This is a genomic window from Sorangium sp. So ce367 (assembly GCF_051520455.1).
GTDB lineage: Bacteria > Myxococcota_A > Polyangia > Polyangiales > Polyangiaceae > Sorangium > Sorangium cellulosum_B.
The window spans coordinates 12,726,436-12,750,775 of the sequence record NZ_CP150334.1; the positions used below are offsets into that span (position 1 = coordinate 12,726,436).

16 protein-coding genes are annotated in these 24,340 nt (G+C 72.8%); 9 read left to right on the top strand and 7 right to left on the bottom strand.

The annotated features are described in order from the left end of the window. Positions 1-17: 17 nt before the first annotated feature. The 4 genes from WME97_RS48340 to WME97_RS48355 form a co-directional block, all read right to left on the bottom strand. Positions 18-623: a hypothetical protein gene (locus WME97_RS48340; protein WP_437547924.1), complete on the bottom strand. Its 606-nt coding sequence runs from the start codon at positions 621-623 to the stop codon at positions 18-20. 143 nt (positions 624-766) lie between these two features. Continuing rightward, complete coding sequence (locus tag WME97_RS48345; RefSeq protein WP_437547926.1) at positions 767-2,332, bottom strand: hypothetical protein; 1,566 nt, start codon at positions 2,330-2,332, stop codon at positions 767-769. Then, on the bottom strand, positions 2,329-5,193 hold the full coding sequence (locus WME97_RS48350; protein WP_437547928.1) for a DUF4175 family protein: 2,865 nt from the start codon (positions 5,191-5,193) through the stop codon (positions 2,329-2,331). The genes WME97_RS48345 and WME97_RS48350 overlap by 4 nt, the downstream gene beginning before the upstream one ends. Before the next feature lie 78 nt (positions 5,194-5,271). Then, positions 5,272-6,558 (bottom strand): GNAT family N-acetyltransferase, encoded by a 1,287-nt coding sequence (locus WME97_RS48355; protein WP_437547930.1) that lies wholly within the window; start codon positions 6,556-6,558, stop codon positions 5,272-5,274. A 170-nt stretch (positions 6,559-6,728) separates the two neighbouring features. Here WME97_RS48355 and WME97_RS48360 point away from each other — a divergent pair, with 170 nt between their 5' ends. From WME97_RS48360 to WME97_RS48370, 3 genes are all read left to right on the top strand, one after another. After that, positions 6,729-8,723, top strand: coding sequence for a DsbA family protein (locus WME97_RS48360; protein WP_437547932.1), 1,995 nt, complete (start codon positions 6,729-6,731; stop codon positions 8,721-8,723). Between the two features lie 161 nt (positions 8,724-8,884). Next, a complete protein-coding gene (locus tag WME97_RS48365) occupies positions 8,885-10,078 on the top strand; it encodes a hypothetical protein (RefSeq protein ID WP_437547934.1) in 1,194 nt (397 codons plus the stop codon). A 144-nt stretch (positions 10,079-10,222) separates the two neighbouring features. After that, positions 10,223-11,554 carry a phosphoribosyltransferase family protein gene (locus tag WME97_RS48370; RefSeq protein WP_437547936.1) on the top strand — a complete coding sequence of 444 codons (1,332 nt, stop codon included), beginning with the start codon at positions 10,223-10,225 and terminating at the stop codon, positions 11,552-11,554. Positions 11,555-11,620: 66 nt separating this feature from the next. Here the strand turns inward: WME97_RS48370 and WME97_RS48375 are convergent, their stop codons facing one another. Further along, positions 11,621-13,129 (bottom strand): hypothetical protein, encoded by a 1,509-nt coding sequence (locus tag WME97_RS48375; RefSeq protein ID WP_437547938.1) that lies wholly within the window; start codon positions 13,127-13,129, stop codon positions 11,621-11,623. A gap of 279 nt (positions 13,130-13,408) precedes the next feature. Between WME97_RS48375 and WME97_RS48380 the strand changes: the two genes are divergently transcribed. The 5 genes from WME97_RS48380 to WME97_RS48400 all read left to right on the top strand — a co-directional run bounded on the left by WME97_RS48380 (position 13,409) and on the right by WME97_RS48400 (position 21,632). Beyond that, positions 13,409-13,951 carry an inorganic diphosphatase gene (locus tag WME97_RS48380; RefSeq protein ID WP_272096779.1) on the top strand — a complete coding sequence of 181 codons (543 nt, stop codon included), beginning with the start codon at positions 13,409-13,411 and terminating at the stop codon, positions 13,949-13,951. A 672-nt stretch (positions 13,952-14,623) separates the two neighbouring features. After that, positions 14,624-16,357 (top strand): DUF1592 domain-containing protein, encoded by a 1,734-nt coding sequence (locus WME97_RS48385; protein ID WP_437547940.1) that lies wholly within the window; start codon positions 14,624-14,626, stop codon positions 16,355-16,357. 51 nt (positions 16,358-16,408) lie between these two features. Then, positions 16,409-17,737, top strand: a complete 1,329-nt coding sequence (locus WME97_RS48390; protein ID WP_437547942.1) for a DUF1552 domain-containing protein — start codon at positions 16,409-16,411, stop codon at positions 17,735-17,737. Between the two features lie 100 nt (positions 17,738-17,837). Then, positions 17,838-19,127 carry a DUF1552 domain-containing protein gene (locus WME97_RS48395; protein ID WP_437547944.1) on the top strand — a complete coding sequence of 430 codons (1,290 nt, stop codon included), beginning with the start codon at positions 17,838-17,840 and terminating at the stop codon, positions 19,125-19,127. Between the two features lie 144 nt (positions 19,128-19,271). After that, positions 19,272-21,632 (top strand): methyltransferase domain-containing protein, encoded by a 2,361-nt coding sequence (locus WME97_RS48400; RefSeq protein ID WP_437547945.1) that lies wholly within the window; start codon positions 19,272-19,274, stop codon positions 21,630-21,632. A gap of 12 nt (positions 21,633-21,644) precedes the next feature. Here the strand turns inward: WME97_RS48400 and WME97_RS48405 are convergent, their stop codons facing one another. Continuing rightward, complete coding sequence (locus tag WME97_RS48405) at positions 21,645-22,097, bottom strand: nuclear transport factor 2 family protein (protein ID WP_437547947.1); 453 nt, start codon at positions 22,095-22,097, stop codon at positions 21,645-21,647. 495 nt (positions 22,098-22,592) lie between these two features. On the opposite strand from WME97_RS48405, the gene WME97_RS48410 reads away from it, so the two are divergent. Beyond that, a complete protein-coding gene (locus WME97_RS48410; RefSeq protein WP_437547949.1) occupies positions 22,593-23,324 on the top strand; it encodes a hypothetical protein in 732 nt (243 codons plus the stop codon). An 83-nt stretch (positions 23,325-23,407) separates the two neighbouring features. Here the strand turns inward: WME97_RS48410 and miaA are convergent, their stop codons facing one another. After that, the gene (gene miaA, locus WME97_RS48415) at positions 23,408-24,304 is read right to left on the bottom strand and encodes a tRNA (adenosine(37)-N6)-dimethylallyltransferase MiaA (RefSeq protein WP_437555654.1); all 897 of its coding nucleotides are present in this window, start codon (positions 24,302-24,304) and stop codon (positions 23,408-23,410) included. Between the last annotated feature and the right edge of the window lie 36 nt (positions 24,305-24,340).

Below are 24,340 nucleotides of genomic sequence, written 5' to 3' on the forward strand. Positions count from 1 at the left end.
CGCAGGCGCGACCCTCCTCACCCCGGGTCCACCGGGAACGTCAGGCCGATCCCGGCGATCGCCGCGACGGCGGAGGTCTTCCACCTCGCGGCCGGGCCGGCCGAGAGCAGAGGGCGCGCCAGGACGAGGTGCAGCTCGAGGAAGCTGCGCAGCTGGAGGTACCGCGCGATGCGCCACTCGGCGCCGCCGCGCGCGCCGGAGGTGAGCAGCCAGAGGACGCCGCCTTCCGTCTGGGTGATGCTCTCCGGGACGGGCGCGCGGACAGCGCCGAGCTGGAAGACGTTGCACAGGAAGACGCCGTCCCGGTGCCTGCAGAGCGACATGACCCCCAGCCCGGCGCTGATGCGCCGCGGCCCGGCGCTCGGCAGATCGCTCGCAGGGCCGCCCAGCGCGACGATCGCCCGCGCCTCGAGCGACAGGGACAGGTCGGACCAGCGGAGAGCGGCAGCGGGCGAGATGCCGATGCCCGCCGTGGGTGTCAGGCCAAATGCCATCACGGAGGACGCGCTGAACTCGCTGTGCACATGCGGCTCTGGCGCGCGCTGCGCGCCGTGGGCGTAGGCCGGGGCCGGCAGGGCGAGGCCCAGCGCGATCATCAAGGGGATGCGACCAGGGTTCGGCATCCCGCGCACCGTAGGAGCGCGCTCCGGCGCGACGGAATCCGGAGCGGGCGCGCTCGCGAACAAACCGCCGCTCGCGCGCCATTGCGTCGAGCGGCGCTATTTCCTCGGCTCGCCGTCTTTTTTTGGATCTCGGAGGCGACGGGCTAGCGCGCCCTGCGGCGCGCGGCCTCGCACAGGGCCGAACGGAGGGGGTCGCCGGGGAGATCGGGCGGCAGCTTCTCCTCGCAGGCCACGTCGGGGTCCAGCGGATCGAGCGCCGTGCCCGCCGAGAAGGCGCGGTCCCCGTCGGGGCCTCCGTGGAGCAGCCCGTGCAGCGACCACCACCGGCCGTAGCGGCTGTGCACGTCCTCGACCCGCTCGACGAGGGGCGAGGCGCTCGCGCGCTCGCCCGACGCCAGCAGGGCGGCGGCGAGGAAGCAGCGCACCGCCGGCTCGTGCGGCGCGAGCGCCTGCGCGCGCGCGTGCTGGACCGCGGCGGCGGCGTGGTGGCCGCGGTCATGGAGCAGCTGGCCGAGCCGCACCCGCTTGCTCACCTCCTGCCGGTGCGGCATGTCGGCGCCGGGCGCGAGGTCGGGCGGCACGTCGGCCGGCACGCTGGCGAGGTAGGCGCGCCAGCGCTTGTCCCAGGCCGCGAGGTCCGCGCCGGAGATCTCGGCGATCGCCCGCTCGAGGTCCGCGTCGCTGCTCGCGTCCTTGAGCCGGCGCAGGAGCTGCGGCAGCGCCGTGTCGCCCGCCTCCCTCGTCCAGTAACGGATGAAGCTCGCGACCTCGGCGAACACGACCGCGGCCTCCTCCGCGCTCGGGAGCATCGCGATCGAGGGGCCGATCTTGTCGAGCGGCCGCCCGAGGCCCCTCTGGATGCCCAGGAAGGCGATCGCGTCCGCGGACGGCACGTCGTCCAGCGGGTCGGGCTCGCGCCAGCGGACCTCCTCGCGCTTGGCCACGCCCTCCTGCAGCCACAGCGGGGCGTTGTCGCGCGTCCCGCGGGACAGAGCGAGGTGCGTTATCTCGTGCGCGAGCGTGTCCAGCCAGGGGTAGCCGTTCGGCGTGGCGCGCGGCGAGAGCATCGTCACCCGCCCCCACTTGGCGATGGCGACCGTGCCCGTCGTCCGCGCCGCCTCCTCGGGCAGCCCCGTCATCGCGGAGAGCGTGAACTGATCGCGGACGAGATCGATCCGCAGCGGCCGGAGGAGCTCGACGCCGAGGTCCTTCGCGAGCACGTCGCGCGTCCTCGCCGCGACGTCGACGAGGAACGGCACGAGCGCGCGATCGTCGTCGTCCTGGAGCCGCACCCAGACGCCGCGCTCCTCGTCGTTCACGACGACCGTCGCCGCGGTGGCCCGGGCGCAGCCGCGCGCGATGTCCCCGAGCGCCGCGCCCTCGGCCGTCGCCGCGAGATCGGGGCGCGCGAGGATCGCCGAGGCGGCGTCGCAGTCGCCCTCGTAGATGGCGAGGCGGCCGCGCTCGAGCGCGAGCGCGAGGTCGGCCGGATCCGCGTCCTTCAGGGCGTCCCGCGCCGCGGGGACGTCGATCTCCAGGATCGCGGCCCGCGCCCGCGCCGCGCGGTCGAGATCGCCGACCGTGAGGCGTCCGGACGCGGTCGCCGACGCCGTCGCGAGCCCGGCGAGGATCGCCGCCCGGAGGCCGCGCCTCGCGATCGCCGTCGCCCCGCGCCGGGCCGTGGCTGCCCCACCGCCTGTGCGCGTCATTTCAGGAGCCCCTCCGCGTAACGCTTGACCGCCTCTCGCAGCCGCGGCTCCGAGGTCCCCCCGAGCCCCTCGAGCACGCGACGGCGGAACTCCTCGGGGCCCTTGTGCTTGTCCTTGTCCGGGATGTCGGCCTTCCTCGCCATGTTCCGATCCCCTTCCGACTCGGCGTCGCCGTCCTGACCCTGGTCCTCGCTGCGCGACATCTCGAGCAGCCGCTGCGCGTCGCGCTGGCGCTCGTTGCCGCCCTCGCCGTCCCCCTCGGCGAGGGCGCGCTGGGCGTCGCGCATCGCCTGCTCGGCCTCGTCGAGGCGATCGAGCATCTCCTCGGGCATGCGGCCGTCGCCGCGCTCGCCCCGCTTGCGGAGATCGCGCGCGCGGTCGGCGAGCGACCCCTCGCGCTGGCTCGACTTTCCGAGGCCGTCCCGCGCTCGCTCTGCCGCCGCCTGCCGCAGCTTGCGCAGCGCCTCCTCGGCCCAGGCCAGCTCCTCGGCGAGCGCCTGCTGCGCCTCGCCGGCCTCGCGAGCGGCGCGCTCCTCGGGGAAGAAGCCGCCGGCCTGCGCGCCGAGCCGCTTCGCGTCGCCCAGCGAGCGCATCGCGCCCCGGCCGCTCGTCACCGCTTCCTCGGGGCGGCCCTGCTCCAGCGCGCCGGCCATCGCCTCGGCCTGCTCCCTGCCAGCCGCCGCGGCGGACTCGGCCGAGCCCGGCGCCGCGCCCGGCTGCGGCAGGTCCCGCACGGCCTCTCGGATCGCCTCCGCGTGCTTCTTCGCCTCCTCCCGGAGCGCCGCGATGTCCTCGGGCCGCGACGCGCGCGAGAGCTCCTCGGCGACCGCGTTCGTCTCGGCGGCGTGATCGCGCGCGAGCTCCTCGAGATCCCGCTCGCTCTGGGCGACGCTCTCGTCGGCGTTCGACGCGTCCCCGGGGTCAGGGCCGCGCGGCGCGCCCGACTCCACCCCGCCGCGGCCGCCGCCGCCGAACGAAGGCTCCGGCCGCCTGAGCCGCGCCGCGAGGTCGCGCGCCGAAAGCTCGGCGTGCAGCCAGTCGCTGGCGCCTCGGGCGCGCGCGATCCGGCGCAGGTCGTTCGCGACGATCTCGCCGAGGTCGAGGCCGAGCTCGCCGAGCTTGCCGAGCTCGACCCCGCCGCCGCCCAGCACCGTGACGGCCGCCTCCAGGCGGACCTCGCCGCCCTCGCGGTCGCCGTTGCCCAGGAGCTCGGCCGCCGCCGCCGCCTCGTCCGCGACGTCGGCGAGCCGCTGCGCGACGGCCCGCGCGTCGCGGTGGCCCAGGCCGCGCAGGCCGGCGTCGAACGCGAGCAGCGCGCCCTCGGTCTCGTCGAGCAGCTCCTGGTGCGCCGCGCGGGTCGTCGACCTCCGCTCGGCGGCGAGCGCCGCGTCGAGCCGGGCCAGCTGACCTCGGGCGAGCGACGCGATGCGCCCCCGCACCCGCAGCCCGCCGTGATCCGCGGCGAGCGCCGCCTCGACCGCCGCCTTGGCCGTCGCTTGCACCTCGGCCTCGTGTGCCGCGTGTGCCGCGTGCGCCGCGGCGCCGCCCGCCTCCGGCGTCCTCTGGCCGATGCGGTCGGCGAGCAGATCGGTGAGGGCGTCGCGCGCCTTCACGAGCGCGGCGTAGCGCCGCGCCTCGGGCTCGCCCACCTGCGGCGGGACGACCAGGATGGCCTCGCTCCTGCCCCACTTCGGGCCCTCGATCGGATCGTTGTCCCGCGCCTCGATCCGCACCTCGACGGGCACGTACGTCCTGCGGAAGAAGGGATCGCGCGCCCGGAGCTCGTAGCCTCCGCGATCGACCTTCGCGTCCGCCGCCGGCCGCGAGAGCACCCGCCGCTCCTCCTTCGCTCCGGCGCGCAGGACGAGATCGACCTCGCGCAGGCCGTGATCGTCGGTGATCTCGTAGCGGAGCGGGATGCTGGGCTCGTCGAGGAGCTTCACCGTGCGGGGCGCGCCCTCGAGCGTGACGCGCGGCGCGTCGTCCGGGATCGACACGACGCGCTGCGCGTCGGCCTGCCGGACGCGCACCTGCCCGAAGCGCGCGGCCGCCTGGAGGGTCGTCGAGTCGCCGAGCGTCCAGCGGGCGACCACGCTGCCCTTGCCGTCGTCGACGAACGGCACCTCGGCGCCGCCGTCCGTCAGCACGAGCGCGCGCCCCGCGCGGACGGGGCGGCCGCGCACCGTGATCACGGTCCCTCGGGGCTGCATCGTCGGGGCGAACGGCAGGAGCTCCTCCGCGCCCTGGTGCAGGTAATCGGGCGGCGCGGCCGTCATCTCGACCTCCTCGATCCACGGCAGATCGAGGGGAGCCTCGCCGCGGCGGGCGGCGAGGACATCGAGCCCCTCGACGACGCGCGACGGCTCGATCGCCGCCGCCGCGAGCGCCGCCGCGCCGAGGGCGAGGCCCGCGCTCGCCCACCGCGTCGCCGCCTGGCGCGCGCGCTCGACGACGCGCGCCTGCGAGGCGCGGCCGAGCAGCCGCCGGAGGTGAAGGCCGGCGAGCTCCGGCGAGCCGACGCGATCGTCGGCCGCGGCGCGATCCGCGAGCGTGAGCGCCCGCAGGGTGGCGGCGCCGAGCGCCTCGTCCGTGCGGCCGATGATCTCGCGCACCGTGCGCCGGGCGTCGCCGCGCCGGCGGCGCACGACGATGGCCCGCGCGGCGATCGCCGCGAGCAGCAGCGCGAGCCCGGCGCCGGCGAGCCCGCGGGCGAGCGGCGACCCCACGCGCGCCACGTGCGCCGCGCCGAACAGCCCTGCGCAAGCGGCCGCGGTGAGCGCGCGGCGCGCGGAGGGGCCTACCTCCGCATCCCAGACGGAGCGCAGCCGCGCGATGGACAGGGCCGGCGCCTCGTTATCCATGGAGAGGCAAGGGTAACCGGCGGGAGGAGGTGGTCCAGCGGATCGGTGGGATCCCCCGGGAGGCGGGAGCCCGGGCGCTCAGACGTCGAGCTCGCCGTCGGTCATGAACCAGCTCTCCGCGTCGAGCAGCACGCGCCGCAGCTCGTCGGGGAAGGCGGGATCGAGGTGGACGATGAGCCACCGCGAGCCGACGTTCGGCGGGTGGGGGCGGGAGAAGAACCCGAGCGCCCGCAGGCGGGCGCTGAACGAAGGGGGCGTCACGAGGAGCATGCCCACGGAGACGTGCCCCTCCCGCCGCATCGCCCGGCAGAACTCGAGCAGCAGGGCGTCGAACGTGGGGCCGTTGTCCTCGCTGAACAGGTCGCTGATCTCGACCTTGTTGTTCCGCACCGAGTAGACGGCGTAGCCGAGCAGCCGCCCGTCGTGCCGGTCGAGCATGCAGAAGAAGCGGTATCGGACGTTGCCGAGCTGCGCATAGCGCCAGTTCAGGAACTGGGCGCTCCGCTCGCCGACGACCGGCCAGGGCTTCGCCCGCGACCACAGCCCGTCGAAGCGGTGATCGGCGGCGTCCACGAGCTCGGTGCGCACGCGGCTCCCCTTCGCGAGCAGCGCGGCGGTGTCCCGGAGCGCCATCGAGGCGTCGAGGGCGCTGCCCGCGGCCCGGACCAGGAGGTTGTCCGGCTTCACCGTCGCCCGCTGGACGGCGCGCTCCGCCGCGGTCGACAGCGCCTGCGCGAGCGGGGCGGGCGGGGCGCCCGGCTCCGCCGCCTCCCAGAGCGCGCGCCAGCGAGGGTGGGGGACCGCCGACGCGGCCCGCTCGGCGACCCGCTGCACCACCGCGCTCACGGTGCTCCGCTGCTCGCCGGCCGACGAGGCCGCGAGCTCGTTCAGCTTGTACGCGGCCATGAGGGGCCGGACCCAGATGATGGAATCGGCGATCTTCTTGTAGCCGGCGCGCTGGAAGATCGGGAATGAGGCCTTGTTGGGGAAGCCGAACACGAAATCGACCCCGGCGTCGCGGCAGCCCCTCGCGAGCTCTCGCTGGATGCTCATGGCGGCCCCCGCGATGCGGTGCGCCTTGGTGACGCCGAAGTCGCCGAGGACGCCGGCCTTGAGCTTGCGCCCGTCGACGACCAGGTCGCGCGGGTAGAACGAGCCGCTCCCGATGATCTCCCGCTCCGGTCCGTGAAAGCCCATCCAGGTCCGCGGGGGGCCGGCCGGGTTCTGCTCCTGGAACCAGCGCATCCGCCGCTCCACGAGCTCCTGCGACACCTCGCCGTGGGCGAGGTTCTCTTTCCAGAGCTGCGCGAGGACGTCCCTGTGCTCTTCCGGCTGGACGCGGGCGGCGCTGTAGACCTTCTCCATGGCTTTCCGGTGCGCTCTTCTGGCGCGGCAGAGCGGCGCGCCGCGCCCGTCATGGCCGAAGGCGGCGAGGGCGTCAATCGCGCCTGGCGGCGCGGCGAGGCGTTCCGCGCTGGGCACAGCGACGCCCGCGCGGCGAAGGCGTCATCGCGGAACCGGAGTACACTCGCGCGATGTCTCGCCGCGCCATCGCCGCCGTCGCCTGGCTCTCGTTGCTGTTCGCCCTGGCTTGCAGCTCCGCGCTGCCGCCGCACCCTCCAGACGCTTCGCAGGCGAAGAGCAGCGGCGCCCCTGCGCGGCAGCCGGGCCCAGCCGCTGATCCGGGAGCGACGTTCGATGACGAGGTGATGGTCGCGGACGGCGACCCCGGTCCTGTGCCGGTGACCCGCGCGGATCCGGCGCGCGGCGGCCGGCTCGCGCCCGTGACGATCGTCGTGTTCTCCGATTTCGAGTGTCCCTTCTGCAAGCACCTGGGCGGCACGCTGAGGCAGCTGGAGCAGCGGTACGGCGCGGAGCGGCTGCGGGTCGTGTGGAAGAACTTCCCGCTCGCCTTCCACAAGCAGGCTCGGCCGACGGCCGAGGCCGCGATGGCGGTGTTCGCGCACGCGGGTCCCAAGGCCTTCTGGGCGTTTCACGACGCCATCTTCACGGCCGACGAGCGGCTCTCGCCGGAGGTCCAGGCCAACGCGCTCCGGCGGGCCGGCGTGACCCCCGGCCAGATCCAGCAGCTCGTCCAGCAGAGCAGGGCGTCGCAGAAGGTCGACGCGGACATGGCGCTCGCCGGGCGGCTCGGCGTGAACGGCACGCCGGCGTCGTTCATCAACGGCGTCCTCCTCGTCGGCGCGCAGCCGGCGGAGCGGTTCGCCGAGATCATCGACGCGCAGCTCGCCGCGGCGCAGGCGCTCCGCGCCGAGGGGACGCCGCCGGAGAAGATCTACGCGGCGCTCGCGAAGAAGAACTTCGCTCCTCCCGCCGAGGAGCCCGACGACGCCGAAGAGGAAGGCGACGGCGGCGTGGTGCACCTCGTGCCCGTCGGGGACTCGCCCGTGCGCGGCGCGGACACGGCGCTCGTGACGATGGTGCTGTTCAGCGACTATCAGTGTCCGTTCTGCAGGCGGGTCACGCCGACGGTCGAGAAGCTCAGGGCGCAGTACGGCGACAAGCTGCGTGTCGTCTGGAAGGACCACCCGCTCCCGTTCCACCCCCGGGCCGAGCCCGCTGCAGAGCTCGCGCGCGAGGCCCGCGCCCAGAAGGGAAACGACGCCTTCTGGCAGGCCAACGATCGCCTCCTCGCCGGTGAGGCCGCCCTCGACGACGCCGCCCTCGAGGCCGTCGCCGCGGACCTCCGGCTGAACGTCGACGCGGTGAAGCGCGCCGTCGCCTCGCACAAGCACGCCGCCAAGATCGAGGCCGACGTGGATCTCGCCGACGATCTCGGCGCCCAGGGGACCCCGCACTTCTTCATCAATGGCCGAAGCCTCGTCGGCGCGCAGCCGATCGAGAAGTTCCAGGCGATCATCGACGAGGAGATCGCCAAGGCGGAGGCGATGGTCGTGGCCGGGACGCCGCGCGCGAAGGTGTACGAGGCCATCCAGAAGCAGGCGGTCCCGCCGGCGCCGCCGCCGAAGGTGTCCGTGCCGCCGGTGCCCAAGGGCCACCCCAGCAAGGGCGCGGCCGCGGGCAAGGTGGTCATCCAGGCGTTCTCCGACTTCCAGTGCCCTTTCTGCGCGCGCGCCGCCGCCACGATGGACGAGCTCATCAAGGCGTTCCCGGGCAAGGTCCGTGTCGTCTACCGCCACCTGCCGCTCCCCTTCCACCCGGAGGCGCAGCTGGCCGCCGAAGCGGCCATGGAAGCGCTCGCGCAGAAAGGGCCGGCCGGCTTCTGGAAGATGCACGACCTGCTCTTCAAGGCGAGCGACGCCTCGAACCTCGACCGCGCGGCCCTGGAGCAGCACGCCAAGAGCCTCGGGCTCGACGCGGCGCGCTTCGCAAAGGCGCTCGACGAGCACACCCATCGCGCCGCCGTCGAGGCCGACGCGCAGGCCGCGCGAAGCGCCGGCATCACCGGGACTCCCGGGTTCGTGATCAACGGTTACCTGGTCAGCGGAGCCCAGCCGCTCGCGAAATTCAAGAAGGTAGTTCGGCGCGCCCTCAGCGAAGCGAACTGAACACGACCTGAACACGCGCGACACGCGCGTTTCGGCGGCGCGCGCTCCGGCTCCGGGCCCCAGGACCTGCGCTCCGAGCGATGTGGCGCTCGGCTCACCATGTGCGTTTCCCGGGGCGCCTCCATCGATATCGCGCTTCGAGCTCGTGATAGCCTGTCGCAATGCCCAAACCGCGCGGTCGAGGGACATCGGCCGAACCCAGGCGCACCGTCAAGGCATCGAGCGGATCCGCGCGCGCGCGGCGTCATGGCAAGGCGGGCGCGAAGGCGGGCCCGCCGGCCGCGCTGCGCGACGGGCAGGAGCGGGCGCCCGCAAGCTCGCGCGCCAGGCCCAGGAAGGCGAAGGGCGCGACCTCGCTCGTGGAGGCCGCCGTCGCGAAGCGACCGGCAGCGCCGGGGAAGCGCGCGGCGGCCGAGCCACCGGCGGCGCCGAGGATGCGTCCCCCGAGAGCGCGCGCCGGCGAGCAGGCCAGCGCCACGCCGCCGAAGCGCCGACCCCGGAACGCGAAGGCGAAGAGCGGAGCGGACGACGCGGAGTTCTCGCCGCCTCGGCCGCCTGAGCTCGACTGGGACGACACGCCGTCCGAGAGCGCCGAGGAGGCCCTCGCCCAGCGCTGGGCGGCGCGGGGGGAGGAGCTCTTCCAGCAGCTCGAAGGCCACGGCGCCGCGCTCCACGAGTACCGCGCCGATCTCAAGGAGGGGCGCTTCGTCTGGATCGCGCCGAGCGGGCGCGTGTCCGCGGAGGCGAGCGCGCGCCTCCTGTGCAGCTGGTCGTGCGCGACCTCGGTCCTGGTCATGGCGTGGGCCGACCCGCTCGCCAGCGGCGCCGGGATCGAGCGCATCGACGGGATGCCCGCGGAGCAGGACGGCATCGACGAGCAAGGCGCCTGGCAGATCGCGATGAGGGCGGCCGACGCCTGCAACGCCGCATTCCTCTATCGCGTGTCCTCGCCGCAGGCCTGGTACTTCCTTGCGCTCGACGGGCTGACGTTCTCACCGAAGCGCACCTCGTTCCATCCGGGCGCGCCGGTCTGCCTCGTGCTGCGCGCGATCAGCGAGGTGCGCGAGGCGATCGCGTCCCGCGCCGAGCCCGCCGACGTCGTGCGCGACAGGATCTCGGCGCTCAGCGACTCGCTGTTCCACCAGGCCAGATATGCCTATCGCGACACCGATTGGGTCGCGCGCCTCGATCGGACCGGCTCGTGCCTCTCGCACCTCGCGAAGCGCATCCCACGCGCGGGCTTCAGCGCGATCGCCGCGGGCCAGCGCATCGACGAGTGGCTCGAGCGCGAGCTCGCGGTCGAGCTGATCAACGCGCTCTCGCTCATCGAGGACGAGTGGAGCCTGTTCGGTTGATGGGGCGGTGACGGGCGCGGCCTTGCCCGTATCGCGGTCAACCCCCGCCTCTCGTCACGTCGCGCGCGGCCGAGCCCGCGCCGCGCGCGCCCCGCGGCACCGCTCTTGAAGGGGTCGCAGGAGGGGACGTGAGGGGAGGGGGCGATGGGGCGAGCGAAGCTGTTCGAGGATCGCAGGGACGCCGGGCGCAGGCTCGCGCAGCTGCTCTCGGGGTACAGGAGCGAGGCGCCGCTCGTGCTCGCCCTGCCGCGCGGCGGCGTCGAGGTGGGCTACGAGGTGGCGCGCGCCCTGGGCGCGCCGCTCGATGTGTGGATCGTGCGCAAGCTCGGCGCACCCGGGCAGCCGGAGCTCGGCGTGGGCGCGATCGCCGAGGGGGGCGAGGTGTACATCGATCGGGGCCTCGTCGCCCTGCTGGGGATCTCCGAGGCGGAGCTCGCCGAGATCGCGGAGCGGCAGGCCGCCGAGGTGGAGCGCGGGGTGCGCCGGTTCCGGGGCGACAGGCCGATGCCCCGCGTCGAGGGGCGGACGGTGATCGTCGTGGACGACGGCATCGCGACCGGCGGGACCGTGCGGGCCGCGCTGCGCGACCTGCGCAAGCGCTCGCCGAGGCGGCTCGTGCTCGCCGCGCCGGTCGCCGCGCCGTCGAGCCTGTCGTCGCTCAGCCGCGAGGTCGACGGCATCGCTTGCATCGAGGAGGACCCGGGCCTCCAGGCGATCGGCGCCTACTACGAGGATTTCTCGCAGACGTCGGACGACGTCGTCGCCACGCTGCTCGCCGAGGCGCGGCGCGAGGTCCCGAGGCCGGAAGGGGCGGAGCGGCCCCTCTTCGTCGAGGCAGGGACGGCGGCGCTCCCCGGGGACCTGGCGATCCCGGAGAGGGCGGGCGGCCTCGTGATCTTCGCGCACGGCAGCGGCAGCAGCCGCAGGAGCCCTCGCAACCGCTCGGTCGCGGAGGCGCTCTGGCGGTGGGGGCTGGCCACGCTGCTCTTCGACCTGCTCACCGACGAGGAGGAGGCGGAAGATCGCCGGAGCGCCCACCTCCGCTTCGACGTCGATCTGCTCGCGCGGCGGCTGATCGGGGCGACGGACTGGGCGCTCGCGCGACCCGAGCTCCGTCACCTCGCGGTCGGCTACTTCGGCGCGAGCACCGGCGCGGCGGCCGCGCTCATCGCCGCGGCGGCGCGGCCGCGCGCCGTGGGCGCCGTCGTGTCGCGCGGCGGCAGGCCCGACCTCGCGGGCGCGGCCCTGGCGATGGTCCGCGCGCCGACGCTGCTCATCGTGGGCAGCGCGGACACCGAGGTGCTGGCGCTGAACCAGGCTGCCCTCGACGACCTCGCGGGCCCGCGCCGCCTCGCCGTCGTGCCTTCCGCGACGCACCTGTTCGAGGAGCCGGGCGCGCTCGCGGCGGTCGCCCGGCTCGCCGGCGAGTGGTTCGCGCAGCACCTGATCGCGCGAGGAGCCGAGGCGAGGGCGTGACGCGCCTGCCGCGGCCTGCGCAGGCCGCCCGCTGGCGCCCGGCGGGAGCGCCGGTCGGCGCGGCGCCTACCTGGAGAGCCAGACCGTGTACGCGTGCGGCATGAACGGCGCGTCGTCGGGATCGAACGGGAGGCTCCGGATCATGCTCCCCGCGTTGACGCCCACGACGAGCAGCCCCGAGAGCCCGTCGAGCCCCACCACCGTGCGCTGCGCGCGGCTGCTGCCGAAGACGCCGGCCACGTCGACGCGGCCCGCCTCGGCGCCGTGCGCGTCGACCTTCACGATCGCCCAGCGGAACAGCGCGGGCAGCTCCCAGTCGGCCACGAAGGTGATCTCGGCCGTCTCGAGATCCGGCCTAGCGGCCGCGTTCTCCGCCGAGAGATCGAGCCAGAGGTACGTCGCGCCGGTCGGCTCGATCGGGCGCAGGGGCGCGACCCGCCGCGGGAGCGTGGCGTAGGGCAGCGACCACTCGAAGCGAACCCGGCCGAAATCGCCGAAGCGCTCGGCGTCGGAGAGGTGCGCGCCGTCGCTGCGGCTGCCCAGGAACGCTCGCGCGATGGCGAACTCGAGGAGCAGGTCGTCGAGCTCCTCGCCGCGGGATCGCAGGGACGCCCGGAGCGCATCGAAGGTGTCGGGCTCGGCGTGGAAGCGCGCCGCGCCCGCGGGCGTGGACTGCGCCGCGATGGCGAGCAGCGACGTCGCGACCTGCGCCGGCGTCCCGGTGCCGTACGCGTCGTCGAGGAACCACGGAAAGAGCAGGCCGCCGTCGAGCGCGCCGAGCGCCGCGCCGGTGAGCGCCCGCTCGGGCGCCCGCTGGAAGGCGTCGACCGCGGCGAGCTCCTCGGCCGCGCAGGGCGCCGCGATCGCGGCGAGGTAGCTCGCCGTCATGGCGATCGCGCCCTCCTCCGCCCCGGCGTCGAGGCGCATGGCGACGGCGGCTCCGAGCGCGTAGGCCGCGTCGGACGCGCTCGCGCACCCGCCGCCGCGCCCCGGCGCTGCGATGATGGCGAACGCGCTCGCGGCGTCGAACCGCTCCCCGAGCGCCCGCAGGTCGTGCCCCACGCGCATCGGGCCGCGGCGCGGGCCGCGCTCCAGGTAGAGATCGTACGATGGGCCGCCGCCCCGCGCGCCATCGGGGAGCGGGCGCGGCAGACCGAGCGCGTCGTAGGTCCGCATCGCGGTCTCGAGGTGGGTGAGGCTCTCGAGGAGGGCGGCGCCGGGGACGTCCGCGGGCGCGTGCACGCAGACGGGCAGCGTGAAGGAGCAAGCGCGTTGTTGGACATCGCGGACGTCGCGCTCGCCCGGGCGCTGCACCGGCGAGACCACGGGTCGGCCCTCGGCCGGGGGGGCGGCGGCCACCGAGGCGCTGTCGTCGGGAGGCGCCCCGGCCTGCGCGCTCGCGACGGGCGAGGGCGGCCTGGCCGACGGCGCGTCCGCCGCGCGCGCCGCTGCCGCAGGGGGGCCGCCGAGGGCCGCGCCCAGGGCGAGGACCACCAGCGCCCTGGGCGCCTTGCGTCGCAGCGCGGGCGCTCGCTCTGGTCGCGCCGCTGGGGCGCGTGTGGGGAACGGTCTCATGGGAAGCGCACTTGGTATCCGGAGATCCGCCGGCGAGTCTGCCCCGGCGGCTTCGCGCTAGCTCATCGCACGAGCGACCGCCCTTGCCCATGCTCGCCAACGTCGGTCCTGCGCCCCCGCCGCCCCGCGCCTGGAGGGCCCCGGCGGCGGCGTGGCTCATCTCGTTCCAGAGCGGGAATGCGGGGGTGTCTGGACCCCGATCTCACCGAATCGAACTCCTGGTATCCTGTGCGCCCCTCGCCCGCCTCCCGGGCGGGGGCGAAAGCCCAGGACGATTCAATGACCCATCCGCTCCACGACATCTTGCTCCCCGACAGCCGACACGACTTCTTCCCGGTGGTGATCGAGATCCCGAAAGGATCGAAGTGCAAGTATGAGCTCGACAAGAAGACCGGGCTCTTGATGCTCGACCGCGTGCTCTACTCGTCAGTGCACTACCCGGCCAATTACGGCTTCATCCCTCAGACGCACGCGGGCGACGGCGACCCTCTCGACGTCCTCGTCATCATGCAGGAGCCCGTGGTGCCGCTCACGATCGTGAGGGCGCGCGCCATCGGCGGCTTCTTCATGCGCGACGACAAGGGCGTCGACGACAAGATCATCGCGGTCGCCGTCGACGACCCCTCCGTGGCCCATTACCTGACCCACGAGGAGCTGCCGCCGCACGTGACCAAGGAGCTCATGCGGTTCTTCATCGACTACAAGACGCTCGAGAACAAGCTCGCAGAGGTAGATACGATGTACGACAGGAACCGCGCCCTGGAGGTCATCGAGGAGTCCGTCGCGAGCTATCGCTCGATAAGCGCCTGGTCCAAGGGCTGACGCGGCTGGCCCTGGGGGCCCGGTTGCAGCGGCGCACGGATGGATCGCGGATGCGGTGGATCGCCCTTCCTGGACCCCTCGGCGTCCACCCCTCGCAACCTTCGAAAAAATCCAGAAACCGGGCACAGCGGCGCCAGGTAACCCCGCGAGAACACTCGGCACGCGGGTTGCTTTATCGCCGGCTGTGGATCGCTTCTCGACGCTCATGGACGACGAAGGCCTTGCCCAGCGGCTCGCCCAGAGCCCTGAGGTCGAAACGCGCCCGGCGATCCAGCGGCTCCGGTTCGACCTCGGATCCGGTGGGAGGTCGAGCTCTCTGGCGTGGCGGGTGACACCGTGAGTCGGCTCAACGCGGAGCGTCGAACTCGACGTCGCTCCGGGGAGAGCCACCAAGGGCCCACCATGACGCATACAGGCGAGCAGACAGGGCAAAGACGCTGAAAACGACGCTGAAAACGATTCGAACGCGGCCAACGCAATCAACGTAAACAACATAAATTACGCGGACGATTCGGTGACAGGCCATTGAAGCGCGCGGGTATGCGCATGGATTATCGAGGCGACACCGCTTGATCGGGGCTTGACAACATGAGAGACATCAGCTTTTCTCAAGCAATGATGAGCACGCTTAATAGCTTAGTTTCGGCGAAAGCGTGTCGCCGCTACTCCGCAGTGGCGCTTCTCCTCGCCGGCCCGCTCGGTTGCCTGGGCAACCTCGGAAATCCCGACGGGACGCCCTCCGAGACCAGTAGCGGCGGCAGCAGCGACGGCAGCGGCAACGGCAGTAGCAGCAGCGGCGGCGACGGCGGCGGCCCCGGCGATCCGCCGGACCTGCCCCCGGAGATCCCGGAGGTGTCGGAGTGCGAGGTTGAGGACAAGAGCACCCCGGGCCCGCGCGTGGTGCGTCGCCTGACGGTGGATCAATTCGAGGCCACTGTCCGCGATCTGTTCAAGGACCAGTCCGTCGCGCTTCCGAGCATCTTCAACGATCCGCAGGTGCTCGGGTTCTCGGCCGACGCGAACGCGCTGGTGATTCGCGACCTGACGGCCCAGCAGATCATGGATTGGGCCGAGACGACCGCCGACTGGGCGGTGACGAACAAGCTCGCCAGCATCACCACGACGACGTGCAGGACCCTGGACGCGAGCTGCCGGACCGAGTTCATCCGCGACTTCGGCCGCCGCGCGTTCCGCGACAAGCTCACGGACGAGCGCATCGCGTCCTACGACGCGCTGTTCGGGGCGGAGAAGTCGTTCGAGGACGGCGCCAAGGTGGTCGTGGGCGCCATGCTGCAGTCGCCGTACTTCCTCTATCGCCACGAGATCGGGACCGAGGCGAGCGGCTCGGGCGTCTATGAGCTCACCCCGCACGAGATCGCGAGCAACCTCTCGTACTTGCTGACCGGGACCATGCCGGACGAGGCGCTGCTGCAGGCCGCCGACGCGGCCGCCGCCCAGGGCGCCAACCTGACCAGCGAGCAGATCGCCCAGCACGCGCTGCGCCTGCTGGAGGACTCGGCGACAAGGCCGCTCGCCGAGAAGGAGATGATGCGGTTCATGCGCGGCTGGCTCCAGCTGAACCGCCTCGTCACCGCGGTGAAGGACAACACGGTCTTCGATCTCACGGACGCCATGCGCAAGGACATGATGGCCGAGACGCAGGCGCTCGTCGTGGACACCGCGTTCAACCAGAACGGCACGTTCGCCAACCTCCTGCAGGCGGACTACACGTTCATCAACGCCAGCCTCGGTTCGCACTACGGCATCAACGGCGCCGGGGGCACCGAGCTGACGAAGGTGACGCTCACCCCGGGGCAGCGCGACGGGGGCATCCTGGCCCACGGCAGCTTCCTGACGGGGCATGGCAGCGCGAAGCTGTCCTCGCCGACCCAGCGCGGCAAGATGGTCCGCACGCGGCTCCTCTGCCAGCCGCTCGAGCCCCCGCCGCCCGGCGTGGATCCGAACGTCAAGCCCCTGGAGACCCCGGCGACCACGCGCGAGATGGTCGAGCAGCACACGAAGGCCGAATATTGCGCGGGCTGCCACAAGTTGACCGACAAGATCGGCGTCGGCTTCGAGCACTACGACACGTTCGGCCGGTGGCGGAACGATGAGAACGGGATCCCCGTCGACGTGACCGGCACGGTCGTCGAGCCGCCCACCGGTGGAGACGTCAATTTCAGCGGCGTCACCGAGCTGGCCGACTACCTCGCGGCGAGCGAGGACGTCAAGGCGTGCATGGTCCGTTACTGGTCGTACTACGCGTTCGGCGGCACCTGGGAGCAGGACGGCTGCACGTACGAGACGGTCCAGCAGGCCGCCGCGGCGGACGAGTTCCGCCTCAAGAGCGTGTGGCTCGCGCTGACGCGCGCGCCGCACTTCACCCGCAGAGTCCAAGGTCCGTGACCCCACGGCTGCAACCCAAGAACAGATCGGTAGCGAGTGAAAGGATCGGTCATGCGCAGCCACAGTCGTAGGAAGTTTCTCAAGGGTGTCGGGGCCAGCCTGGGCGCCAGCCTTCTGTTCTCTCCCTTCTATGATTCCATCGCCAACGCGGCTCCCGGGAAGAAGCCGAAGCGGCTCCTGATCTTCTTCACCATGGGGACGGCCCCCTCGATCTGGAAGCCCAAGAGCGTCTCCGGCGAGACCCCCACGTTCAGCGAGTCCACCTCGCCGCTCGAGGAGGTGAAGGAGCACATCGTGATGCTGGACGGCCTCCCCAGCGGGAGCCCCAGCAACAACCACGGGTCCGCCGACGGCCTCACCGGGATGGGCTATTACAGCAACGGCCCCTACGGGCTGATCTCGGTCGACCAGTACATCGTCGAGAAGCTGAAGGGCAGCGGGCTGTCGACGCCCATCCCCTCGCTCCTGCTCGGCGCCGCCGTCGAGGGCGGCAAGACGGGGTTCTACAAGGGGACCAACCTGTCGCCCATCGGCTCCCCCACGTCCGCCTACTCGACCGTGTTCACGGGCTTCACGCCGTCCAACAACCAAGGCAGCACCGACAACAGCGCCGCCGAGGCCCTGCTGAAGCGGCGCAAGAGCGTCCTCGACAACCTCACGAAAGAGCTCTCGTCGCTGAAGGGGAACCTGGGGAAGGAGCAGCAGTACAAGCTGGATCTGCACCTCGAGTCGATCCGCCAGCTCGAGCAGCGGCTCTCGAACACCATGACCCCGGGAGGAGGAGGAGGAGGAGGGACAGGCTCCTGCTCCGTCCCGGGAACGCCCACCGGCGACATGACCAATGGCTTGAAGGCCAACCAGCTTCATCTGGATATCATCGTCGGCGCGTTCGCGTGCGATATCACCCGCGTCGCCTCGATCCAGTGGGGCTCGGATCAGATGATGAACGCGAACCTGAGCGAGATCGGGCTCAGCGGTGAGGAGCATAACGGCATGATCCACACCGGCGCCCCTGCGCACCTCGACCTGATCAAGCTCGAGAAGTGGCTGCACCAGCAGTTCGTCGGCGTCATCAAGAAGCTGAAGGCGACGCCCGAGGCCGACGGCTCCGGGACGCTCCTCGACAACACGCTGGTCGCCTGGTGCCGTGACATGGGCGACGCGCCGAACCACACCCAGAACGAGATGAAGTTCGTCCTGGCGAGCGGCAACGGTGGCTATCTGAAGACGGCCCCTGGCGGCCGGTTCATCAAGAGCGGCGAGCGGCACGAGCGCGTGCTGCTCAGCCTGTGCGACGCGATGGGCGTCACGGACTTCTCCGGCTTCGGGGATCCGGCTCTGGGCAGCAAGTCGCCGCTCCCCGGCATCGCCGCGACCTGACACCGAGGGCGCGAGGCCGCTCGCCGCGACAGGTGCGCCCCCACGCGCCTGTCGCGGCGAGCTCCGTTGGCGCGAGATCGGTAGCGTGAGAGGGTCGTTCATGCGCAGCCATCGTCGTAGAGATTTCCTCAAGGGGCTGGGGGCCAGCGTCGGGGCCGGCTTCTTGTTCAACCCATTCCTGGACTCCATCGCCGAGGCGGCGCCCGGCCGGAAGCCCAAGCGGCTCCTTCTGTTCTGCACGATGGGGACCGCGCCATCGATCTGGAAGCCCACGAGCGTCTCCGGCGAGACCCCCACGTTCAGCGAGTCGACGTCGCCGCTCGCGGACGTGAAGCAGCACGTCGTGCTCGTGGACGGCCTCCCCAGCGGGAATCCGGGGAACAACCACGGCGCGCCCGACGCCCTGACGGGGCTCGGCTTCAGCGACCCCGCCAAGCTGATCTCCGTCGACCAGTTCATCGCGGACAAGCTGATCGCCGCCGGCACGAAGACGCAGATCCCCTCGCTCTTGCTCGGGGCTGAGAGCACGGTGAGCGGCGGGAAATCGCCGTACTATCGCAAGGACAACCTGCCGGGCATCGCCTCTCCGACGTCCGCCTACTCCACCCTGTTCGGCTCGGCGATCCCGTCGAACACGTCGTCAGACGATCTCTTGCGCCGCCGCAAGAGCGTCCTCGATCACCTCAAGAACGAGATCAAGGCGCTCGAGGGGAACCTCGGCTCCGAGCAGAAGTACAAGCTGGAGCTGCACATCGACTCGATCCGGCAGGTCGAGGAGCGGCTGTCCAACGCGTCGTCCGGCCAGACCGGCGGCTGCAGCGTGCCGACGAAGCCCTCCACCGATCCGGCGAACCCGCTCCAGGCCAACCTGCTCCACATGGATCTCCTCGTCGGCGCGTTCGCGTGCGACATCACCCGCGTCGGCGCGATCCAGTGGGGCTCGGATCAGGCCATGAACGTCGATCTCCCGGACATCGGGCTGAAGGGCGACGAGCACGGCGCCATGATCCACACCGGCGCACCGGCGCACCTCGACCTGATCAAGCTGGAGAAGTGGCTGTCGCAGCGGTTCGTCGACCTCATCAACAAGCTGAAGGCGATCCCGGAGGCCGACGGCTCCGGGACGCTCTTCGACAACACGCTGGTCGCCTGGTGCCGCGACATGGGCGACTCGCCGAACCACAACCAGAACGAGATGAAGTTCGTCCTGGCGAGCGGTGAAGGCGGCTATCTGAAGACGGCCCCTGGCGGCCGGTACATCAAGAGCGGCGAGCGGCACGAGCGCGTGCTGCTCAGCCTGTGCGACGCGATGGGCGTCACGGACTTCTCCGGCTTCGGCGATCCGAACCTGCGGTCCAAGTCGCCGCTCCCGGGCCTCTCGGCCACCTGAGGCGGCCGGCGCGCCGCTTCCCGGCGCGCGCGCTCTCTCTCTCTCCGGTTCCCCGCGACCGCCGCGTCGCGCCCGTGCGCCTGCGCTCTCCCGGGCGCACGCCGCCGTCGACCCCCGTCCCGCGCCCGGCGTACACTCGTCACCATGACGACGCGCGCGCCGGCGGGATACGAGGCAGATCAACGGCGAGACGACCTGTCCGCGTACGCGCGGTACCTGTCGGCGATGGACGCGTCGATGCGCCAGAAGGTCGCGCTCACGGCAGCGCACCTCCTGTGCGAGGGCCGCGTCGCCGACATGGGCATGGGCTCGGGGCAGGGCAGCGCCGCGCTGGCCCAGCTCTACCCGCGCCTCGAGGTCATCGGCGTCGACATCGATCCGACGGTCGTCGAGCTCGCGCGCCGCGCTCATCAGCACACGAACCTGGGCTTTCAGCTGGGCGACATCGCCAGGACGGTATTCCCGCCCGAGAGCCTCGACGGGATCTTCGACTCGTCGGTGCTCCACCACGTCACCTCGTACGGGGGCTACCGCCACGCGAACGCCGCCGATGCGCTGGCGGCGCAGGTGGAGCAGCTCTCTCCGGGCGGGGTGCTCGTGGTCAGAGACTTCGTCGATCCCGGGCCGGAGACGGTGTTTCTGGACGTGCCTGCCGAGGACGGCGACGACGGCCGCGATCCCCGCAGCGCCTCGACGGCGGCGCTGCTCGAGCGGTTCGCGGGCGAGTTTCGCTCGCTCTCGCCGGATCCGGGGTTCCCGCTGGCGCGCGCCCCGCGCGAGCCCTCCGGCGCGCTCCCCGCGCCGCGCCCGGGGTGGCGCCGGTATCGGCTCGCCCACAAGCATGCTGTCGAGTTCGTGTTGAGGAAGGATTACCGCGCTGACTGGGAGGCCGAGGTCAAGGAGGAGTACACCTATTTTTCTCAAGCGCAGTTCGAGGCGCTCTTCGCGCGGCTCGGCCTGCGCGTGCTGTCGTCGACGCCGCTGCGCAACCCCTGGATCGTGCGGAACAGGTTCGTCGGTCGCTTCGAGCTCCGGGACGCCACGGGGGCGCGCCTGCCTTATCCGCCCACGAACTACCTGATCGTCGGAGAGAAGGTGAAGGCCGGTCAAGGGGTCTCGTTCCGGCTCGCGCCCGCGGAGGGCGCCCGGCAGTTCTTGCGGATCGAGCACCACAAGGATCGGGCGACAGGGCAGGTGTTCGACCTGGCCGCGCGGCCGCACCCCACGCTGGACATCGTGCCGTTCTTCTTCGCGGGTGAGACGGCGTATGTGCTGGCGCGGACCAGCTATCCGCGTCCGATCGCGCGCGCCTGCCGCGAGGAGACACCTCCGCTCGACGGCAGCGGGCCGGCGGACTATCTGGCCGAGCCGATCGCTGTCGTGCAGACCGAGTTCCCGGTCGGGCACACGGTCGAGCATGCGCTGGAGCGGGCGGCCGGGGTGCGGGCGGCGGCGATCCAGCGCATGATCCCGGGCACGACGTACTACCCGTCGCCGGGCGGCATCCTCGAAGAGGTGCGCTCGATGCTGGTGGAGGTCGAGCCCACGTTCGTGAACGCGCCCTCGGAGAACGTGTCGGGGTTCGGCACCTCGGGGCGCATCCGCGCCATCGAGGCGCGCCAGCTCCTCCGCGCCGCGCAGGTCGGCGGCCTGCCCGACGCGCGGCTCGAGCTGAACGTCTACGATCTGCTGGCGCGCTTCGGCCTGCCGTTCGGGCCGTGGATCGGCGACGAGATCCCGCTCGCGGCGGCCGGCGCGGGCGTCGCTGGCGGTGCCGGCGCCGGCGACGACGACGGCGGGGTGGCCGCCGTGCAGCCGACGCCGCTCGCCGCGCTGCTCGGGCGCCCGAGCCGCCGGAGGTTCTCGCGGGTGGAACCGAGCGCCAGCGCGGGGTTCCTCGAGGTGCGGCGGGCGCGCTTCGAGGAGCTCACAGCAGACGGCGGCGTGGTGGCCGCGCGGGAGCTGGAGTACGTGGTGCCTCGGCCGCTCGGGGTGCTCACGGTCTCGGCGGCGCTGCTCGCGCGGGCGCCGTCGGGGGAGGTGGTGCTCGGCGTGGACGACGACGATCTGCCGGCCGCCCAGAGCTTCTCCGGCAACAGCGGCATCCTTGTCGCGCCGGCGTGGCGGCTGCCGCGGAGCGTGAGCGCGCTTTCGGCCGCCGAGGAGTTCGTGCGCGAGCGGCTGCAGGCCGAGTACGGCGTTCGGGTGGGGGCGGCCGTCGAGCTCGGCGGGGCCTACCGCCCTTCGGCTGGGCTGACCCCGGAGCTGGTCCAGCCGCTCGCCTTCGTGGTCACCGCGGCGCCAGCCTCGGCCGGCGCGCCCGCCTCGGCTGCCGCCGTGCCCGACCTCGCGCCGGGGTCCGATGCCGCTCGGCGGCTCTCGTGGGTGCCGCTGATCGAGCTCGTCGCGGGGCGAGAGCGCCTGCCGGACGGCCACCTCCGCGTCGCGGCCCTGCGCGCGGCGCACGCGCTCGGCCTGGCGATCGCGCCGCCACACCCGCGGTGACCCGCGGCGGCCTTACCTGAGCGCTTCCTCGAACATGTTCGTGTTGCCGGTCTGGTACGACACCTCGAACCTGACCTTGGAGATCTTCCAGCCGCCGGCGTGCCTGGCGAGCTCATAGCGGTAGTGGCCCGCGACCAGCCAGTCCTCGCCGCCCGGCGCGCGCGCGAACCGATGGTGGGCGCGGACATGGCACTCCACGGAGGCGTGCTCTCCTTTCACCTCGATGTCGAGGGGGCCGAGGAAATGTTGTGATGCGTCGATCGCGTCGTGAAACTTGCTCCAGCCCGCGAGCAGATCGTCCGTCTTCTGCTCCTGCGGCTCGCCCCCGAAGACCGACGTGAAATCGGCCACCACGACGTCGGCATAGAGGCCGCGGAGCTCGGTCCAGCGCCGCTTATCGATGTGGTGAGCGATCCGGACAACGACATTCTGGATCGCCTGCACGTCACTCAACTCTCGCGTCATGGTCGTCCTTTCGTCGCGTGGAGCAGGAGGCGTCGTGCTCCGTGGTGAGCTCTCTCGAGCCGTTCCTGGCCGGAGGAGACATGCGATTAGCATGGACGTAAAAAGGGGAGAAGGGCCCCGCCCCCTCGCCGTCTGGGGTTCGACATCGTCCGAGGGAGGCTGTCGACCCGGAGCGGAGCGGCGCGGCATCGGACGCGCGCGCGCCCGCGCCGCCGGGGTGAGCCCATGAAGCCCAGCGAGCTGCGGTGTCGATGACGCGCTGGTGGCCCCCTGAGGCTTGGACCCCGCAACCGCGCTCGGCGGACGGCGGTTTCGAGGCCTCAGCGGCGCCGCCGGCGCGCGCGAACATGCCGTATCTGCGCGCGCCGCCCGCGCGCGCGAGGAGCTCCGGGCCTCCGCGGCGGCTGGCACGCCGGGCGCTTACCGCGTCGCACATCGCCGATCCGCCGGCCGCTCCCCGCGGCGCACAGCGGGGCGGAAGACCCCATGGAACTCATGAGCAATTCCCTGAAGATCCCGATGCCCGGCGCCGCGCCGACGGACCTCGCGAGCCGGAGCAGGAGGCTCGGGTGGCGCGCGCGCGCCGATGCCGGGAGGGCCCGATCGTTCGTCGCCCTGCGCGGGCGCATGCTCGCGAGCCCGAGCCTGGCCGGGGCGCTCCATTTCATGCAGGTGGCGAACCGCCCCTGGGAGCCCCATGAGCTCAGGGCGTGGCTCGATGATCACGTGATCGCGCCGGGGTGGATGACGGCCCCGCGCGCGGTGCGCGAGCCGGGCGCGGAGACCGTGGCGCTCCGCGAGCTGGACGAGCGGCCCGAGGCGGTCGCGGCGCTCACCGGGCGCGCGCGCCGGCGCGTGGGGAGCGCGCTGCTCGACTTCGTGGCGCCGGACCCCGAGGGCAACTTTCTCCGTGCAGCGCTGTACAGCGCGCGCGTCCGCTGGGCCGTGGTGGGCGACCGATCCGGCTGGCTGCCGGCGCCGCGCGAGAGCGACTTTTTGAGCGACGTCGTGCTCAGCCTCTTCGCCGCGGCGATCCTCTCGAGCCCGGACATCTATCAGCGCCACATGACCGTCTGCTCGCATTGCGGGCGCGTCGCGTTCGCCCAGGAGGTGCGGCCGTCCACCGCGGCCTGCCCGCGCTGCGACGGAGAGGTGCGGTGGCGCATGCCCCCGGCTGGAGCGGGCAGGCGCCGCGGCGGCGGCGGGACCGGCGAGGAGCGCAGATGAGCGTCGCCCGCGGCGCCTCGCCCGCGGCGCCTCGCCGGCGGGCGGCCCTGGTATAAGTTATTGTAACTATTATGGTTTAGGACTCATGGCAGCGCGACGTACGCGACCGCCTGGTCCCTCAACCACGTGCGCTGCCGGCGCACGAAGGTGCGTGTGGCGCGCACGATGGCCGGCGCGAGCTCGTCGGCCGGCAGGCGCCCTTCCAGGTGCTCCCGCACCTGCCGGTAGCCGACGGAGCCCATCGCCCGCGCGTCGCCGTGGCCGCGGGAGAGGAGCGAGCGGACCTCCTCCACCCAGCCCTGCTCCAGCCACCCGGCGACGCGGGCCTCGATGCGGCGGTCGAGCTCGGCGCGGTCCCGGTGCACCGCGAGCAGGCGCGCGGCGTGCCGGCGCTCCCGGAAGCCGTGCTCCGCGTGCCACGCGCTCTGCGTCCGGCCCGAGCGCTCGTAGATCTCCAGCGCCCGGCTGACCCGCACGAGGTCGTTGGGCGCGAGGCGGGCCGCGCTCTCCGGATCCACGGCGGCGAGGCGCGCGTGGAGCGCGGCGCGCCCCTCGGCGTCGGCGATCGCGCGGTGGCGCGCGCGCGCCTCGGGATCGGCGGGCGGCGCGGGCGACAGGCCGAGCACGAGCGCCTTCACCCAGAGGAACGTGCCGCCGCAGACGACGGGGACCCGGCCGCGGCCGCGGATGTCGTCGATCGCCGCCTCCGCGAGCTCCGCGAAGCGCTGGGCGTCGATCGCCTGGAGCGGATCGACCGCGTCGACAAGGTGGTGCGCCGCGCGCGCCCGCTCGGCGGGCGTCGGCTTCCCGGAGCCGAGGTCGAACTCCCGGTAGATCTGCACGCTGTCGGCGCTCACCACCTCGCCGTCGAACCGCTCCGCGAGCCGGATGGCGAGCTCGGTCTTGCCGCTCGCCGTCGGGCCGACCACGACGAGCAGCTCACCCGGCGCCGGCGGCGCGATCGTCTCCCACGACGGCAGCGCGGCCGCGCCGGCGTCCGGGGCGAGCTCGAGCGC